This is a genomic window from Endozoicomonas sp., from assembly GCF_965196975.1.
Lineage (GTDB): Bacteria > Pseudomonadota > Gammaproteobacteria > Pseudomonadales > Endozoicomonadaceae > Endozoicomonas.
This window is the reverse complement of sequence record NZ_OZ239981.1, coordinates 1617887-1633311: the sequence shown is the minus strand read 5'-3', so window position 1 is coordinate 1633311 and position 15425 is coordinate 1617887. Positions and strand designations below refer to the sequence as shown.

Annotated in this window: 16 protein-coding genes and 1 pseudogene; 4 read left to right on the top strand and 13 right to left on the bottom strand. The window is 45.3% G+C overall.

Annotated features, from left to right (window positions below; genetic code table 11):
* Positions 1-221 precede the first annotated feature (221 nt).
* A complete protein-coding gene (locus tag ACOCLE_RS07060; RefSeq protein WP_419537167.1) occupies positions 222-1601 on the bottom strand; it encodes a glyceraldehyde-3-phosphate dehydrogenase in 1380 nt (459 codons plus the stop codon).
* Between the two features lie 514 nt (positions 1602-2115).
* Here ACOCLE_RS07060 and mfd point away from each other — a divergent pair.
* The gene (gene mfd, locus ACOCLE_RS07055; RefSeq protein WP_419536113.1) at positions 2116-5574 is read left to right on the top strand and encodes a transcription-repair coupling factor; all 3459 of its coding nucleotides are present in this window, start codon (positions 2116-2118) and stop codon (positions 5572-5574) included.
* Positions 5575-5676: 102 nt separating this feature from the next.
* Complete coding sequence (locus tag ACOCLE_RS07050; RefSeq protein ID WP_419536112.1) at positions 5677-6525, top strand: CsiV family protein; 849 nt, start codon at positions 5677-5679, stop codon at positions 6523-6525.
* 21 nt (positions 6526-6546) lie between these two features.
* On the opposite strand, the gene ACOCLE_RS07045 is transcribed toward ACOCLE_RS07050, so the two are convergent.
* From ACOCLE_RS07045 to ACOCLE_RS07000, 10 genes and pseudogenes are all read right to left on the bottom strand, one after another.
* On the bottom strand, positions 6547-6987 hold the full coding sequence (locus tag ACOCLE_RS07045; RefSeq protein ID WP_419536111.1) for an ATP-binding protein: 441 nt from the start codon (positions 6985-6987) through the stop codon (positions 6547-6549).
* A 2-nt stretch (positions 6988-6989) separates the two neighbouring features.
* Complete coding sequence (locus ACOCLE_RS07040) at positions 6990-7322, bottom strand: STAS domain-containing protein (RefSeq protein ID WP_419536110.1); 333 nt, start codon at positions 7320-7322, stop codon at positions 6990-6992.
* A 52-nt stretch (positions 7323-7374) separates the two neighbouring features.
* On the bottom strand, positions 7375-8544 hold the full coding sequence (locus ACOCLE_RS07035) for a PP2C family protein-serine/threonine phosphatase (RefSeq protein ID WP_419536109.1): 1170 nt from the start codon (positions 8542-8544) through the stop codon (positions 7375-7377).
* A gap of 39 nt (positions 8545-8583) precedes the next feature.
* Positions 8584-9618, bottom strand: coding sequence for a mechanosensitive ion channel family protein (locus tag ACOCLE_RS07030; RefSeq protein ID WP_419536108.1), 1035 nt, complete (start codon positions 9616-9618; stop codon positions 8584-8586).
* 129 nt (positions 9619-9747) lie between these two features.
* Positions 9748-10164, bottom strand: coding sequence for a hypothetical protein (locus ACOCLE_RS07025; protein WP_419536107.1), 417 nt, complete (start codon positions 10162-10164; stop codon positions 9748-9750).
* A 30-nt stretch (positions 10165-10194) separates the two neighbouring features.
* Positions 10195-10254: pseudogene (locus ACOCLE_RS07020) on the bottom strand (hypothetical protein); the annotation flags it as partial.
* A gap of 51 nt (positions 10255-10305) precedes the next feature.
* Entirely contained in the window at positions 10306-10875 is a 570-nt protein-coding gene (locus ACOCLE_RS07015) for a mechanosensitive ion channel family protein (RefSeq protein WP_419536106.1), read from the bottom strand.
* Positions 10876-11039: 164 nt separating this feature from the next.
* Positions 11040-12059: a beta-N-acetylhexosaminidase gene (gene nagZ / locus ACOCLE_RS07010; RefSeq protein ID WP_419536105.1), complete on the bottom strand. Its 1020-nt coding sequence runs from the start codon at positions 12057-12059 to the stop codon at positions 11040-11042.
* Between the two features lie 31 nt (positions 12060-12090).
* A complete protein-coding gene (locus ACOCLE_RS07005) occupies positions 12091-12573 on the bottom strand; it encodes a L,D-transpeptidase family protein (RefSeq protein WP_419536104.1) in 483 nt (160 codons plus the stop codon).
* A 33-nt stretch (positions 12574-12606) separates the two neighbouring features.
* Positions 12607-13236, bottom strand: a complete 630-nt coding sequence (locus ACOCLE_RS07000; RefSeq protein ID WP_419536103.1) for a TetR/AcrR family transcriptional regulator — start codon at positions 13234-13236, stop codon at positions 12607-12609.
* Positions 13237-13381: 145 nt separating this feature from the next.
* Here ACOCLE_RS07000 and lexA point away from each other — a divergent pair, with 145 nt between their 5' ends.
* Together lexA and ACOCLE_RS06990 are read left to right on the top strand one after the other, a co-directional pair.
* Positions 13382-13978 (top strand): transcriptional repressor LexA, encoded by a 597-nt coding sequence (gene lexA / locus ACOCLE_RS06995; RefSeq protein ID WP_419536102.1) that lies wholly within the window; start codon positions 13382-13384, stop codon positions 13976-13978.
* A 41-nt stretch (positions 13979-14019) separates the two neighbouring features.
* On the top strand, positions 14020-14451 hold the full coding sequence (locus tag ACOCLE_RS06990; RefSeq protein WP_419536101.1) for a hypothetical protein: 432 nt from the start codon (positions 14020-14022) through the stop codon (positions 14449-14451).
* 16 nt (positions 14452-14467) lie between these two features.
* Here the strand turns inward: ACOCLE_RS06990 and ACOCLE_RS06985 are convergent, their stop codons facing one another.
* Complete coding sequence (locus tag ACOCLE_RS06985) at positions 14468-14710, bottom strand: hypothetical protein (RefSeq protein ID WP_419536100.1); 243 nt, start codon at positions 14708-14710, stop codon at positions 14468-14470.
* A gap of 129 nt (positions 14711-14839) precedes the next feature.
* The gene (locus tag ACOCLE_RS06980) at positions 14840-15316 is read right to left on the bottom strand and encodes a DUF6586 family protein (RefSeq protein ID WP_419536099.1); all 477 of its coding nucleotides are present in this window, start codon (positions 15314-15316) and stop codon (positions 14840-14842) included.
* Between the last annotated feature and the right edge of the window lie 109 nt (positions 15317-15425).

Sequence of the window (15425 nt, the reverse complement as noted above, 5' to 3'; positions counted from 1 at the left end):
CTGATATGAATATATACGCAAATGAGAATGGTTACAATTTAGGACGCTGATAACTACTCCCATTATTGACCAATGTCAATTCATGTCAGTCATACGTATACCAATGTAAACCAGTATCAGATTGATAAGAGCTGAAAAGATATGCAGTGTAGACCGACTGACTGGCAGAACAACCAATCAGTCGCTTTGTGAAGAGATCAACGTCTGTCGACGAGTGTACTTTACGGAACGGATGGGTACATAGCACCGGACATAAACTGAAGTATCCGGTTTACCTGACAACTGTAACCAAACTCATTGTCATACCAGACATAAAGCACACAACGCTTTCCATCAACGATAGTGGCTTGACCATCCACAACTCCAGCACGACGGCTACCCACAAAATCACTGGAAACCGCTTCAACGGATGTTACGTAGTCCACCTGCTTCTGAAGTTTTGAATACAGTGACGTTTCCCTGATAAAGCTATTAAGCTCTTCAACTGTTGTCGCTTTACCAAGGGAAAGATTAAGGATGGCCAGTGACACATTAGGGGTTGGAACCCGAATAGCATTACCCGTCAACTTACCCTCAAGTTCAGGCAAAGCCTTGGCGACTGCTTTAGCTGCTCCAGTTTCGGTAATCACCATATTCAGGGCAGCACTGCGTCCACGACGCTCACCTTTGTGGTAATTGTCTATCAAATTCTGATCATTGGTGTAAGAGTGAACAGTCTCAACATGACCATGCTCTACACCATACTCATCATTGATTGCCTTCAAAACTGGGGTGATGGCATTAGTAGTACAGGAGGCAGCAGAAAGGATCTGATCCGCTGGTTCAATGTCTTTATGATTTACACCATAAACAATGTTCTTGATATCCCCTTTACCGGGTGCTGTCAGCAGGACTCTGGATACACCCTTTGACTGCAAATGAAGGCCCAGCCCCTCTTTATCACGCCATTTCCCGGTATTATCGACAACCACCGCATTGTTAATGCCATACTGCGTGTAATCGATAGAGTCCGGGGAGCTCGAATAAATAACCTGAATGGCTACACCATTGGCATAGATGACTTTATTCTCTTCATCGACAGAAATTGTGCCCTGGAAAGAACCATGGACAGAGTCACGGCGCAATAGGCTAGCGCGTTTCTGAAGATCATTGTCTGCACCACCAGGCCTGACAACAATGGCTCTCAAATTAAGGCCAGACCCACTGCCCGCACGTTCAATGAGAATTCTGGCCATCAACCGGCCAATCCGTCCAAAGCCATACAATACGACATCCTGACCTGGACCCAGAGTCTGTTTATGACCATTGGTCACTGACGCTACTTTCTCGGTTACATACTCTTCCAGTGACCGGCCCTCACCTTCGGTACGGTAGCCAACCGCCAGCTTTCCAATATCAATACGGGATGGGCCCAGATCCAGGTCTGCTAGAACTTCCAGTACAGGGAAAGTCTCACGAACAGAAAGACCATTATCCTCAATCTGGCGAACAAACTTGTGAGCTTTTAGGAGATTAATAACGGAGCGGTTAATGACGGGACGCCCAAACACAGACGTGACAACATTGTGATTTCTATACAGCCGGCCAATCAGTGGGATCATTGACTCAGCCAGCGCTTCGCGCTCTTTCCAGTCCTGAAAACGGTCTGCTACCACGATAAATTCCCGTTTATTATTATTATTTCAAATACAGCCCCTTCATTGGGACTTATGTTTCGTGGCTATTATCCCGATTGAAGGCAGCCAAAGCAACAAAGATTATCAAACATTAACACTGACAATATTTTCACCATTAACTTTCGCCCTCTAAGGTCATTTAAGCATGTGAATACTGGGAGAACCGTCTGACAAACGCTACAATCCACCTCTTTAATCCGTGAGTGTACAAATATCCATAGCTGTTTTCTTTAAAGCTTTCTGCATGCTGAGAATTACCAGCACAGAGGTGTCTGAGAAATCATATTGGACATTGTGACCAACGAATAACCGTTAATTCTGCTCGTCAAATTTACAAGTGGGACGATCTGGGTGGCTTTCTGGGAGTATTCCTGCAATATCATTACCCTCAGACAACTTCCCTGCATTTGGGGTAATCAGGAGGACCTTTAGGATTTTCATGTTTCAACACGCTATCCCTCTGCCAACTCACCCCGGCGATAAACTTCAGTGGGGAAACCTGTCTAAAGCAGGACCAGCCTTTGCCATTTCCTGTGCTGCGGTAATGGATGACCAGCCGCTGATGGTCATTACCCCAGACAGTGCATCGGCAAACCGCCTTGAGGAAGAATTGACCTTTTTTCTTGTCGAAAAAGAAAATATTGATGTCCAGCAAATGCCGGACTGGGAAATCTTACCTTACGATACATTCTCACCCCATCAGGATATCATTTCCCAGAGACTTTCTACCCTCTACCACCTCCCATCTGCAAACAGTCGAGGCAGAAAAAAAATCCTCATCGTCCCAGCTACTACGCTGCTGCATCGCCTCTGCCCAAAAAATTACCTTCTTGGTAGTTGTTTATCTGTGCAACCGGGAACCCGATTCATTATTGACGAAAGAAGAAGTCAGTTCGAACAGGCTGGGTATCGCTGTGTTGATTCAGTAATGGAACATGGTGAGTTTGCCATCCGCGGCTCTATTGTTGATATATTCCCAATGGGCTCTGATACGCCTTATCGAGTCGATCTCTTTGATGACGAAATAGAGTCACTAAGAACGTTCGACCCGGAAACCCAGCGCTCAATCGAAACGGTTGAGGAAATACAGCTACTGCCGGGACATGAGTTTCCGTTGGATAAACACGGAATAGAACTATTTCGAAGTAACTTTCGGGAAACCTTCGACGTTAATTATCGCGAATGCCCAATTTATCAGGACATCAGCGAAGGTATTGCCAGCCCGGGGATAGAGTACTACCTGCCTCTGTTTTTCAAAGAAACTTCAACGCTTTTCGACTACCTGCCAGAAAATACCCGCATACTGGTTAATGATGCCATGGGGTCTTCACTCGATCACTTTTATTCTGACGTTCATTCGCGCTATGAAAACCGCCGCATTGATCCTCAACGGCCTATTCTGCCTCCATCCAGTGTGCTAATGCCCTCTGAAGAACTGCACAGCAGACTCAATGATTTCCCAAGGGTAACGTTGTTTGAGCAAGCCGTTCCGGCAAAACAAGGGCGGTTCAACTTAGCGCGTGAAGAACTTCCAGAACTCACCATCAATGCACGTCTTGAGCACCCTCTGGCACACCTTAAAACCTTCATCAATGGTATCAATCATGTACTCCTGGTAGCCGAAAGCGCAGGCAGACGTGAGGTATTACTGGAATTACTGGGCCAAAATGACATTGTTCCAGAGCTATGCGATAGCTGGCTCTCGTTCCTTAAAGACAAGCCTGCTCTGGCTGTCAGTACCGGATTGCTGGACAACGGACTTTATTTACCTGAAGAACAAATTGCCGTTATCCCGGAAGCGCTTTTGCTTGGTCAGAGAGTACAACAGACCCGGCGACGTAAGACTGAAGACGAACAGAGTGCTGATCAGGTTATCCGCAATCTGACCGAGTTAAGAATCGGAGCCCCTGTCGTTCATATTGACCACGGGGTTGGAAGGTACCGAGGACTGGAAACTCTGGCGGTGGATGGCCAGACCACTGAATTTTTGACACTCGAATACGCTAACGAAGCCAAACTCTATGTTCCAGTGGCCTCTCTCCATCTGATTTCCCGGTACACTGGTGCTGATGATGAACTGGCCCCACTTCACCGGCTGGGGAGTGAACAGTGGAGCAAGGTACGTCGCAAAGCGGCGGAGAAAGCACGGGATGTGGCCGTTGAGCTGTTGGATATCTATGCCAGAAGAGAAGCACGAAAGGGATTTCCGTTCACAGAGCCTGAGCAAAACTACCTGGCCTTTGCCGCCGCCTTTCCGTTTGAAGAAACACCCGACCAGCAACAGACGATTGCCGCAGTCATTCGTGATATGTGCAAGCCAAAGCCAATGGACCGCCTGGTCTGCGGCGACGTTGGTTTCGGTAAAACGGAGGTTGCCATGCGTGCCGCTTTCCTTGCTGTTCAGAGTGGAAAACAGGTTGCGATTCTTGTGCCAACCACCCTTCTGGCACAACAACACTATGAAAGTTTTCGGGATCGCTTCGCCGACTGGCCAGTTGAAATTGATGTCATCTCACGGTTCAAGTCGCAGAAATCGGTGGATCAATTAAAAGAGCGGCTTACTGAAGGCAAAGTCGATATCATCATTGGCACCCACAAAATTCTTCAGGGGGATCTTACATTTAAAGATCTTGGCCTTCTGATTATTGATGAAGAGCATCGCTTTGGAGTACGCCACAAAGAAAAACTGAAATCATTGAGGTCCGAGGTCGATATTCTGACTCTGACCGCAACGCCGATCCCAAGAACACTCAATATGGCCATGTCTGGCATTCGAGACCTATCCATTATCGCAACACCACCGGCAAGGCGACTTTCAGTCAAAACCTTTGTGCGCCAGTACGATCAACCTCTGGTAAAAGAAGCCATTCTCCGCGAGTTGCTTCGTGGTGGACAGGTCTACTATCTCCATAATCAGGTAGAAAATATTGAAAAAGTGGCCAGTGACTTGCAAGAGCTTATTCCAGAAGCACGAGTCATTACCGGTCATGGACAGATGCGTGAGCGCCAGCTAGAGCAAGTTATGTCGGACTTTTACCATAAGCGATATAATGTTCTTGTTTGCACCACTATTATCGAAACTGGTATCGATATCCCCAACGCCAACACCATTATCATCAACAGAGCTGATAAGTTTGGCCTGGCTCAACTTCATCAGTTAAGAGGCAGGGTTGGCCGTTCACACCACCAGGCTTATGCTTATCTGTTAACACCGTCCCCCAAAGCCATGACTGCTGATGCAGTAAAACGGCTTGAAGCAATTACCGAGGCTCAAACACTGGGCGCCGGTTTCATGCTGGCCTCAAATGATCTGGAAATCAGGGGAGCAGGTGAACTGCTCGGTGAAGGTCAGAGTGGCCAGATACAGAGTGTAGGCTTTACACTCTATACCGAGATGCTTGAACGGGCCGTTACTGCCATCCGCAACGGCGAAACACCGAATCCGGACCAGCCATTGAACCATGGTACTGAAGTAAACCTACGTCTTCCTGCCCTTCTGCCTGATGACTATATTCATGATGTACATAGCCGTCTAATTCTCTATAAAAGAATTGCCGCTGCGGATAGCGAAGAAAAATTGAAAAACCTACAAGTGGAGCTGATCGACAGGTTCGGGCTACTGCCTGATCCGGCAAAAAACCTGTTCCGTCAGATGAATTTAAAGCTTCATGCTCAAAAATTAGGCATTAAAAAACTGGATACCAGTAACAAAGAAGCCCGGATAGAGTTTGAAGAGCAACCCAGTGTTGACCCAATGGTGATCATTAACCTTATCCAATCAAGCCCCCAGCAGTTCAGGCTGGAAGGAAGCAGCATCTTAAAGTACATTGACACAATGGAAACTCCAGAGCAGAAGTTTAAGGCAGCCGAAACGCTTCTTGGCAGGCTTGCCAGCTAAAAGCTTCTGAGCATCTACTTAGGCTGCCATACTTTCAGGCAGCCTAGTACACATAGATCACCAACGTCTGTTTCTGGGTTGTTACATCCAAGGATACTTTGTATGAATAAAGCTCAGCATATCGCACTGTCGGTAGCGCTATTTTTTAATTTTTCTCTTTCTGCAATAGCGAAAGAGGCTCCTGTTGACTCTCATGCCCAATGGTATCAGGTTGATCTTGTAGTCTTTCGTTATCTAAATAATGACAGCGGTGAAGTCTGGCCGACCGTTACAGACAACAGAGTTCTTGATGAGTCAATCAGACTGCAACCGTTTTCCCCGGAAACTGGCGATGACACCACTCTCTTTGAAATTCCTGAGGCTGACAAACGGCTTTCCAGACATCATGATATTGTACGAGATGCTTATATCGCTTTACCCAACAGTGAAATGATACTGAGCAAGCAGGTAGCAGCTCTTGGAAAAAATCGAAACTATCAGGTTATTACTCAAAAAGCGTGGCGAATGCCTGTAAGTTCAGAATCTGACAATCACCCAGTAGAAGTACGAGCAGCAATCAGTGGACAGGACAATCTGCTACTTGATGGAACCATCAGTATCAGTGAAGAGCGTTTTCTCCATGTAGATATTGATTTATGGCTTAATAAGTTAACTGCGGAGTCGCTCTACTCAACACTTTCCGGAAAAGCATACAGTAATGAGCTGAATACATCCGAGATTCTTACTTCCGACAGAGGTACAGATAATTTGATCAGGCCTGATAATGGTTCTGCCCCACTACGTATAACCGATAATTTTCAAATTAAGCAGAGAAGAAGAGTCAAAAATACCAATGAGATCCAATACATCGACAGCCCGGAAATTGGAGTGCTTTTCAAGTTAACACCTTATGAACGCCCTGAAACTCTGGTGGAAACTGGCATCAAAATATCAAAAGTGAGCAGCCAGTAACGGAGACTCGGAGTAAGCAGACTAACTTCTGATCTGCTTACTCATGATAAAACTGTTCTTATTACCTACACTCTGATACTCAACTTTATCCATCAGGCTTTGCACGATCGGAAGCCCTCTACCACTACAAAGCCAAGCAGAAGGGTCATCAGGATCTACTGGAAAATCTTTTGCTCCCAGCTTACTCTCGTCCATTGGCTCCCCCCAGTCACTGATTGTTAGTAACAGAGAAGATTGCAAAAGATTAACACCTACTTCAACCTTATGCCCCTTTTCATGCCCATAAGCATGCTCGATAGCGTTATTAACAATCTCAACAACACACAGCTCTAAACGGTTTACTTCTACCGGAGACAACGTAGTCATGGCACAGAGCCCCCGAACAGCCATAGCAACCAGCGTTGTATTAGCCAGCTCACTATCAATCTCAAGCCTGACCATCTGGCCTTTTTCTTCCGTCATGATTACTTCTCCTCAATGGCCTCGGTCACTGTTGGGAGAATGGTAAACAGCTTATCCATAGAAGTTAGGTTAAACAGGTCAAGTACAGCTGGCTGGGCTGCTGCCAGTTTCAGAGTCCCCTCACCTCCCATTTTTTTAAGAGTAGCCACCAATGCACCCAAGCCACTACTGTCCATAAAGCGAACAAGAGACAAGTCAATGACCATCTTAGAGTTTCCATTATCTATCTGATCAAAAAGGTAAACTCGGAAAGACTCAGAAATAGATGCATCAAGACGGGTTTCATCGATAGATACGATTGTATGCCCTGCTTCACTTTTTGATTCAAATGGCATGTCGCGCTCCTTGCGTCATTGGTCTATCAAAAATAATCCGGTAGCAACCCGCTTATGGTTGCCACTCCAGTATTAGATAAGTTACATCATCCTCAAAAACATCGGCTCCTGTCCATCTGATAATGTTTTCTTCAACCCGATTAATCATTGCTTTAATTGATTCGTCAAATGAATCTTGCAGCAAAGACTCCAATCGGGCTTCACCAAACATCTCACCTGAATTATTTTCACATTCTGTAACACCATCAGAGTACAGAAATAGCCTGTCACCGGGCTGAAGCTGAATAGTCACATTGTCATAAGTCATTCCAGGCATCATACCTATAGGAACCCCACCACTGGAGACTATCTCTACAGTCCTGCTATTACTTTTAAGCCAAAGTGGCGATGGGTGACCTGCCTGAGAAATTGTCACGGAACCGGTACGACTATTAATGATCCCATACGCAATAGTAAAGTACAGCATTGCTTCTGGTTTAGCCTGAAACTGCTCATTGAGGTTAACCAACACTTCATTCGGGGTTTTAACACGGTAAAAAGGCGGTTCATTAAATGACTCTTTAACTAAAGCACCTCCACCATCCTCACGCAGTATGTTATTCAATGAAAAAGAAAATAATGCGGACGGAATCCCATGCCCTGCGACATCCAGCTGGTAAAAACTGAGAGTTTCACCATCCAGCGCCTGATAACCGAACATATCACCGCCAAGAAAACGGCTTGGCTTAAAGTACCAGTTGAAATCTACATGCTGAATTTTCGCCGGCTCAGCCAGAAGGCGGGCTTGCGTCTGAGCGGCTGACTCCAAATCTTTTTCAATCGTCTCAATCTTATTTTCAAGGGCAGCCTTTAATTCAATGATACGGATCCCAGCATTCAAACGAGCACTGAGTTCATCAAAATCAACGGGTTTATTAATGAAATCATCGGCACCACGGTTAATTCCTTCTACCATGGCCTGACGATCTGACTTTCCGGTTAGAAGCATAAAGTAGACATAGTACCCTATATGACTTTTGCGGATAGCCTCACAAAGCTCTATACCATCCATGTTTGGCATCATCCAGTCACTGATAACAATCCGGATATTAGGATGGCTTTCCAGAACATTCAGTGCTTCATACCCATCTGATGCTTCGAAAACCCGATGCCCCTGCTTTTTTAAAACAACAGACAGAATCATTCTCTGGTCACGCGCATCCTCAACTATCAATATATCCATCAGTTTTCTTATCAGTAAGCTTTATATTGAATATAGCTATTATGTTATCGGCCCATCTGACAAAATCCTTCGAGTTGGATAGGCAAACGATGCCCCTTCTTCATCAACGATCCGTGCAATCAAGAGCAAAATAGCTTCCTGGGCCTTTAAAAAACCAACACGGTCAGTTCTTGTAATATGTGCACGGACCTGACACAGGAGTGCCGAATCATCGTAGCGGATAAATACCGCATAATGAGGCTCACGATCATCAACCTCAGATAACTCTTTAAGAGCCTCATCTATTTGACTGAGAACTCTAGGTATTTTTCCAAGGTCTTCATATCGCAGGGTGAAGTTTTCAACCATGCGACGGTTTTTCATTCGGGTAGCATTTTCAACAACAATACCCGTAAAAATCGAGTTAGGGACATAGATAGGTCGACGATCAAAGGTTCTTATTTTAGTGAGACGCCACCCTACCTTTTCAACATGCCCTTCAATGGATCGATCTGGAGAGCGAACCCAGTCTCCTTCAGCAAAAGGACGATCCAGCATCAACATCAATCCACCAAAAAAGTTAGCTAGCCAGTCTTTAGCTGCAAGACCAAGGATAATACCGCCAATACCACCAAAGGCCAGAAGCGTTGAAAGGCTATACCCAAAAACCTGAGCAAGGCTAAGCAAAGTAGAAATGACTATGACTAGCTGAAGTGAGCGGGCAATAACCGAATGAGACAGACGCTTACGCCATTGCTCTCCCATTCCACCAAGCAATGCCTGCATATTCAAACTAACTTCCCAAATAAACCAGGCGGGATAGATGGTGAAAATAATTTTCTGAATCAAATTCAACGTATCATTGAAAGCGACTCCCTCAAGCCCAGGCCAGAAGTGTGCAGAATAGAGAAAAAATAACACCCAAGGAATCGTCAGCAATGGTCTACGGACTATATTGATTACCAGAGGCCAGAAAGCACTCAAATTATCCTTCCACTTTATACTGGCTAACCATTTGATTCCGTAAAAGAAGGCTACTGCTAGAACAAAGGCAATAACCAGATGGTAATAGAAAGAAATAAATTCGGGTTTCATGCTCACAATCTTTCAGTGGCTTCAATTAGTTGTTTTTATAAATTGTAGTCAGTTTATTCTCTTAAGCCTTCCCACACCTTCTAAATCTGCAACCAAAAAGGGAGAATGCATACTAACCTATTAAAATATCTAGAATTTCACAGCTTCCAGAGGTGGAGATGCGTTCTGCTTTGGAAGTTCTACATCACTCTCATAATGAAGAGTATTCGGTATATCCAAAGTACGGGTTGGGAAGGCAATATCGGCATCATGACCGTGAATAATCTTGACTATCTCTAGTAACACCTTCTCTTGTATTAGAAGGTATGCCGCCCAATCTGTGGTTTTTGTAAAACAGTAGATCTGACAGTCAAGACTTGAGCCACCAAAACTGATGAAATTAACCATGATAATCTTATCCTGATCAATACCCTCATGACGTCGCAGATAGCTTCGAATATCCTCCAGAATAAGATTAACCTTCTCACTATCACAATACCTTAACCCAAAGACCTGTTTGATACGCCTATTCTGCATACGAGATGGGTTTTCAACAGAAATGTTCATAAAGGTCGAGTTCGGTACGTAAAGGGGGCGTCTGGAGAAGGTAAGAATTCGGGTCTGCCGCCAGCCTATATACTCTACAGTACCTTCAATTTTTTTATCTGGTGAGCTTATCCAGTCTCCTACCCGAAATGGCTTATCAACTTAGATCATCCACCCGCCAAAGAAGTTAGCCAGCATGTCTTTAGCTGCAAAACCCACAGCAAGCCCACCAACGCCACCAAAAGCAAGAATGCCTGACAGGCTATAACCTAAGGCCTGCATGGCAACCAGAACCCCGGTAATGATGACGGCAACTCTCATTAGGCGCCCCAAGGCAATAACCGACGTCTGATCCAGCTTCTTCTTTCGGTCAACCTGCAGATAACGATGTTCCAGCGCCTTTATGAATGAAATAAAAACCCAGCAGAAAAGAACAATAACCAACAGGTCCCGAAAACTCAGAAGCCTTTCAAAGATACTGTTTCCGGTCCCTTCCCAAATTTCTTCTGCTGACCAGCTCAGCCCGGCAACCCAGATAAACAGATAAACCGGTTTCTGACCTGCCGCAAGCAGAGCATCATCCCAGAAATTCTGAGTAGCTTCCGCTTTAGTCATGAGCTTGCCGAATATCTTGCCAGCAAGATACCGGATAAACGCTGTCAGAAAAACAGCAATCACAGCCTGCATAAGCCAGTCAGGAATGTTAACGGTTGTAAGGTATGAAAAGTCCATGGTTACACCACAACGCTTAACCAAAATGTGAAAATAAGGACTGGAAGAAAGGACTGAAGGCGCACGGGATAAATAACTATAAACCAGTACGTCAATTTTGAGAGAAAGTTACTGAAATTACTTGGTAATGATATCTACTGGGTATTGATTAAGGCATGGAAAAATCAGTCTGTTCCAAAAGCCTTGTTCAACATTGTACGTACTTGCTGGTAGCGCTCAGAGTTTTCAAGAGAGTCCCAATCAGTGTATGACTCCGGCATTAGTTTATCTGGGCCAGCAGCTTGCAAACAAGAGTCGTCTACTTCATCAAGAACATCCCGAACACCCTGACGATTACAGATAATCAGAAGATCACAGCCAGCATCCAAAGCGGCTCTGGCTCTAGCAGGGTAACTGCCAGTTTTCGCTGCTCCTTCCATCGACAAGCAATCACTGATAATAACCCCTTCAAATGCGAGCTGGTTTCTTAACACGCCTTTCAGCCATTCTGGTGAATAACCAACCGGACGCTCGTCAATAGCGGGAAACAGGATATGGGCTGGCATTAATGCCTCAACTCCCTTTTGAATCATGACCTGAAATGGTTCCATGTCAGACTGCGAGATTTCATCAAGAGTGCGACTATCCAAGGGAAGAGTCACATGAGAATCAGCCTCTACATTTCCATGGCCTGGAAAGTGTTTAATAACCACTGACATCCCCGCTTCATGAACTCCATCAACCCATAATGAGGCCAGATGAATCACCTGCTCAGCCGAACGCCCAAAAGCGCGATCCCCAACAATAGACGTTTTGCCATGATCAATATCCAATACAGGCCCAAGGCAAAGATCTACCCCACAGGCCAGTAACTCACACGCCATCAGCCAGCCTGACTCATAAGCCATATGATACTGCTGATCCGGTGCAAATGAGCCGTATGCCTGTGCAGGAGGTAGACGGGTAAACCCTTCCTTGAAGCGTTGAACGCGCCCACCTTCCTGATCAACACAAATTAAAAGATCTTGCCGAACGTCTCGAATCGCGCTGACCAGTGCAATTAACTGTTCCCGACACTGATAGTTTCTGGAAAAAAGGACAATACCCGCAACACTGGGCAAGGAAAGCAGCTGGCTTTCTTCGGCAGTAAGCTGAAGCCCCTTTAGGTCTACCAAAAGCACACCACGGTTCAAGCCAGATTGCACAAATATATCCTCTGAAAACAAAAAATATGCATCAGCTAAGCTGTATATTGATCCTGGTACCAACATCTATACGGTCAAACAGATCAATAATATCTGCCCCATGCATTCTGATACACCCCCGAGAGCCAGGCTCTCCCATCACTGCAGTATCTGGTGAACCGTGGATATATATGTAGCGACGCATGGTATCAACATTTCCAAGCCGGTTATATCCGGGCTCAAGGCCACTGAGCCATAAAATCCTGGTTAATATCCAGTCCTTTCTTCCAGGATACTGCTTTCGAAGTTGCGGTGAATAAATCTCACCCGTAAAGCGGCGCCCAATAAATACTGAATTAACCGGCAGACCAGCACCAATTTTAGCTCGGATTACATGCAGTCCAAGAGGTGTTTGCCAACTTCCCTCCTGTTGGCCAGTGCCTTTGCTGGCCGTTGAAACAGAGTATGTGTGACTCTTGCCACTCTTCTCGTGAAGCACCATCTCCTGACTGGAAATATGAACGGTAAGAAGCATCGGTTTAAAACTCTTTCTTGTAGAAACGGCCTTTCAGGTATGAGCTCTAAGACCTGCAGCCATGAAAGGAACCATTTTCCTCATGATTTCTTCCAGCTCATAGTTAACCCCGTAATCACTTTCAGCAATTGCCCGCAGAGCATTTGCTCCTGACAGGGTAAAAACTGCAGATCCGAGAATAAAATAAACTCTCCAGAACAAATCCCCCATTGGCAAGTTAGGGCATGCTTTTACCAGCAATTGGAGGTAGGCTTGGAACACATCCCCGTATACCTCCCGTAAATATTTCTTCAAATGCCCCTGCCCCTGGGTGTAGGCCAACCCAATCAGCCTCATACAGACAGAAAGATCCTCTGGGCTTCTAGGCTCAACAACCATAATCTGATCTACCAGCAAATGAAGTATCTCTTCCAGGTCAATGGCATCGTTATTATCCTGATATTTAACAAGCGCTTTGGAAAGCTTGCTGACAAAAGGATCTAAAAAACGGGAAAAAACAGCCTGAATCAGAGCTTTTTTAGAACCAAAGTGATAATTAACAGCAGCAAGGTTAACACCTGCCTTGCTAGTAATTGAACGCAGGGAGGTCTCTGCAAACCCATGCTCAGCAAATAACTTCTCTGCAGCGTCCAGAATCCTGTCTACTGTCGCTGACTGTGACATGCCTGTGTAACCTCCATTGTAAACATTTGTTTAAAACTAACGTTAGCAAACTAAAACATCAAGTCTGATTAATAAGTTCTGGTAGTTGCAGCCAACAAAATACTGTATATAATTACATGTACTGTATAAAAACACAGATTCAGATATGTATAAATTGACTAAGCGCCAGACTGAGATCCTAGAACTGATCAGGTCTCATATCGAAGAAACCGGCTTCCCTCCAACCCGAGCGGAAATTGCGCAGACATTCGGTTTCAGGTCTCCCAATGCCGCCGAAGAGCACCTTAGAGCACTTGCTCGTAAAGGTGCGATAGAAATCACCCCTGGAGCATCAAGAGGCATACGAATACCTGGCACAGAATACGCTGGCCTTCCTATTGTAGGACAGGTTGCTGCAGGAAGCCCCATTCTTGCCCAGGAGCACATCGAAGATCACTTATCCATAAACCCTGAATTCTTTTCTCCAAAAGCTGACTTCATGCTACGTGTAAAAGGGATGAGCATGAAGGACATCGGCATTCTTGACGGCGACCTACTCGCAGTCCACAAAACATCAACAGCTTCCAATGGACAGATTGTGGTTGCCAGAATTGATGATGAGGTCACCGTTAAGCGTTTTGAACAAATTAAAAACAGAGTTTACCTCCACCCGGAAAATGAAGAATTCAAAACAATCGAAGTCGATCTCAGTCTTGATACTTTTGCTATCGAAGGGCTGAGCGTAGGGGTCATCAGGAACTGAAAAAGCCTGTCCCTGACGATTCCTGTTGTAGAGGACCTGACATGCAAGCACTCACCGCATCATTAAATCAGAGCAGCAACGACGCTATTCATGACAATGAACCTGCCAGCTTTATTGATGAACTCATCATCTCAGGACCACCTTGGCAGTCTGGACGTTTTTTGAAGTCAGTTCTCAGTGAACTCGCCAATGACCAGGATCAGCGCTGGCTCACTTTGATACTGTCAAGCGAACAAGCTAAAAACACTATAAACTGGCTAAAGGCTTCTGGTATCAGTAGACATCGCCTACAGGTCCTCAATCCCTCAGCACAATCTGATCCGCTTAAGCTCACCCGAAAAGCCCTTGCCGCAGGAACCAGTCATACAGTAGTAAGCTGGATTAACCAAATGGATAGCAGAGCACTGTCTGAATTAGAGTCTGCTGCACGTTCAGGTAGGTGCCAAGGCCTAGCCATCAGAAACAGGGGATAGGATTGATTCCAACAAATCAATGCAGAACACGATTTTCCGGAATATATTCTTCAGCCTCAGATTCAGTTTTTCTCCCTACTTCAGCTATGCAGGCATCCAGCATAGCTCTTGCAACCTCAACCTGTTCACCCTGGAGAAAGTCAAGCAATTCCTGAGAAAATGACATAGTCACCAATGGCTCAGCGTTTTCTTCATCGCTACGACGCAATACAATTTCGCCGGAAGGTAATTCAACAATTTCAAGAAATGACGCTGACATAATTAGTGACACCAGAATTTAATGGTTAGCGATAAAGCATTGTGCATGAGGCTTTGGCCGCTTTCAAGACAACAGGAGAGATCTAAATCTGGACAGTAATATACAGTAAAGAACTCATCTGCAGACTGCTTACCACTCGAGGCTGAAGTTTCGACTATAGGTTACCAGCTCTTTTAGAGAATCAAGCACGGAAAGAAAACCCTCCATCTGATCAAGCCGAACACTATTGATACTGAATAGAGGAATTTCATTGCAATCAAGACTCTTCCGCTGAATAGGCATCGAGCATTCCAGATGGTTCTTTAACAACGCTGACAACCATGAGTCTTGCTGCTCAAGACGCTCAATATACTGTAGCTCAGAAGAAACCTCACCCTTATAGTGGACACTATTCATAGCCTCATCCAATGAGGGAAGCTGGTTTACCGGCAAACGGTAATTCGTCATAATTTCAGCAATTAACGACCGATAAGCCTGAACCATGGCATTCAGGCAGGCCTCACGGAATGCGGGCTTGGCAAGATCATCTGCTTCCTCCCAGGCATCCAGCAACAATCGGGAGTGAAAGAGCATTTTATTGGTATATCCCTGCCAATTGTTTGTCATAACCAACTCCATCAATCATCCAGGCACAACTTAGCGCTGCCGGGCCAAAAATTAATAACAGCCATAATACAACAGGGCTTAATAGCCCTGTTTCATGAACCAAGAGTGT

Excerpts from the sequence above, each read along its gene's own strand:
- ACOCLE_RS07060 (WP_419537167.1), bottom strand. The coding sequence starts at position 1,601 with ATGATCCCACTGATTGGCCGGCTGTATAGAAATCACAATGTTGTCACG.
- mfd (WP_419536113.1), top strand. The coding sequence starts at position 2,116 with ATGTTTCAACACGCTATCCCTCTGCCAACTCACCCCGGCGATAAACTT.
- ACOCLE_RS07050 (WP_419536112.1), top strand. The coding sequence starts at position 5,677 with ATGAATAAAGCTCAGCATATCGCACTGTCGGTAGCGCTATTTTTTAAT.
- ACOCLE_RS07045 (WP_419536111.1), bottom strand. The coding sequence starts at position 6,987 with ATGACGGAAGAAAAAGGCCAGATGGTCAGGCTTGAGATTGATAGTGAG.
- ACOCLE_RS07040 (WP_419536110.1), bottom strand. The coding sequence starts at position 7,322 with ATGCCATTTGAATCAAAAAGTGAAGCAGGGCATACAATCGTATCTATC.
- ACOCLE_RS07035 (WP_419536109.1), bottom strand. The coding sequence starts at position 8,544 with ATGGATATATTGATAGTTGAGGATGCGCGTGACCAGAGAATGATTCTG.
- ACOCLE_RS07030 (WP_419536108.1), bottom strand. The coding sequence starts at position 9,618 with ATGAAACCCGAATTTATTTCTTTCTATTACCATCTGGTTATTGCCTTT.
- ACOCLE_RS07025 (WP_419536107.1), bottom strand. The coding sequence starts at position 10,164 with ATGAACATTTCTGTTGAAAACCCATCTCGTATGCAGAATAGGCGTATC.
- ACOCLE_RS07015 (WP_419536106.1), bottom strand. The coding sequence starts at position 10,875 with ATGGACTTTTCATACCTTACAACCGTTAACATTCCTGACTGGCTTATG.
- ACOCLE_RS07005 (WP_419536104.1), bottom strand. The coding sequence starts at position 12,573 with ATGCTTCTTACCGTTCATATTTCCAGTCAGGAGATGGTGCTTCACGAG.
- ACOCLE_RS07000 (WP_419536103.1), bottom strand. The coding sequence starts at position 13,236 with ATGTCACAGTCAGCGACAGTAGACAGGATTCTGGACGCTGCAGAGAAG.
- lexA (WP_419536102.1), top strand. The coding sequence starts at position 13,382 with ATGTATAAATTGACTAAGCGCCAGACTGAGATCCTAGAACTGATCAGG.
- ACOCLE_RS06990 (WP_419536101.1), top strand. The coding sequence starts at position 14,020 with ATGCAAGCACTCACCGCATCATTAAATCAGAGCAGCAACGACGCTATT.
- ACOCLE_RS06985 (WP_419536100.1), bottom strand. The coding sequence starts at position 14,710 with ATGTCAGCGTCATTTCTTGAAATTGTTGAATTACCTTCCGGCGAAATT.
- ACOCLE_RS06980 (WP_419536099.1), bottom strand. The coding sequence starts at position 15,316 with ATGACAAACAATTGGCAGGGATATACCAATAAAATGCTCTTTCACTCC.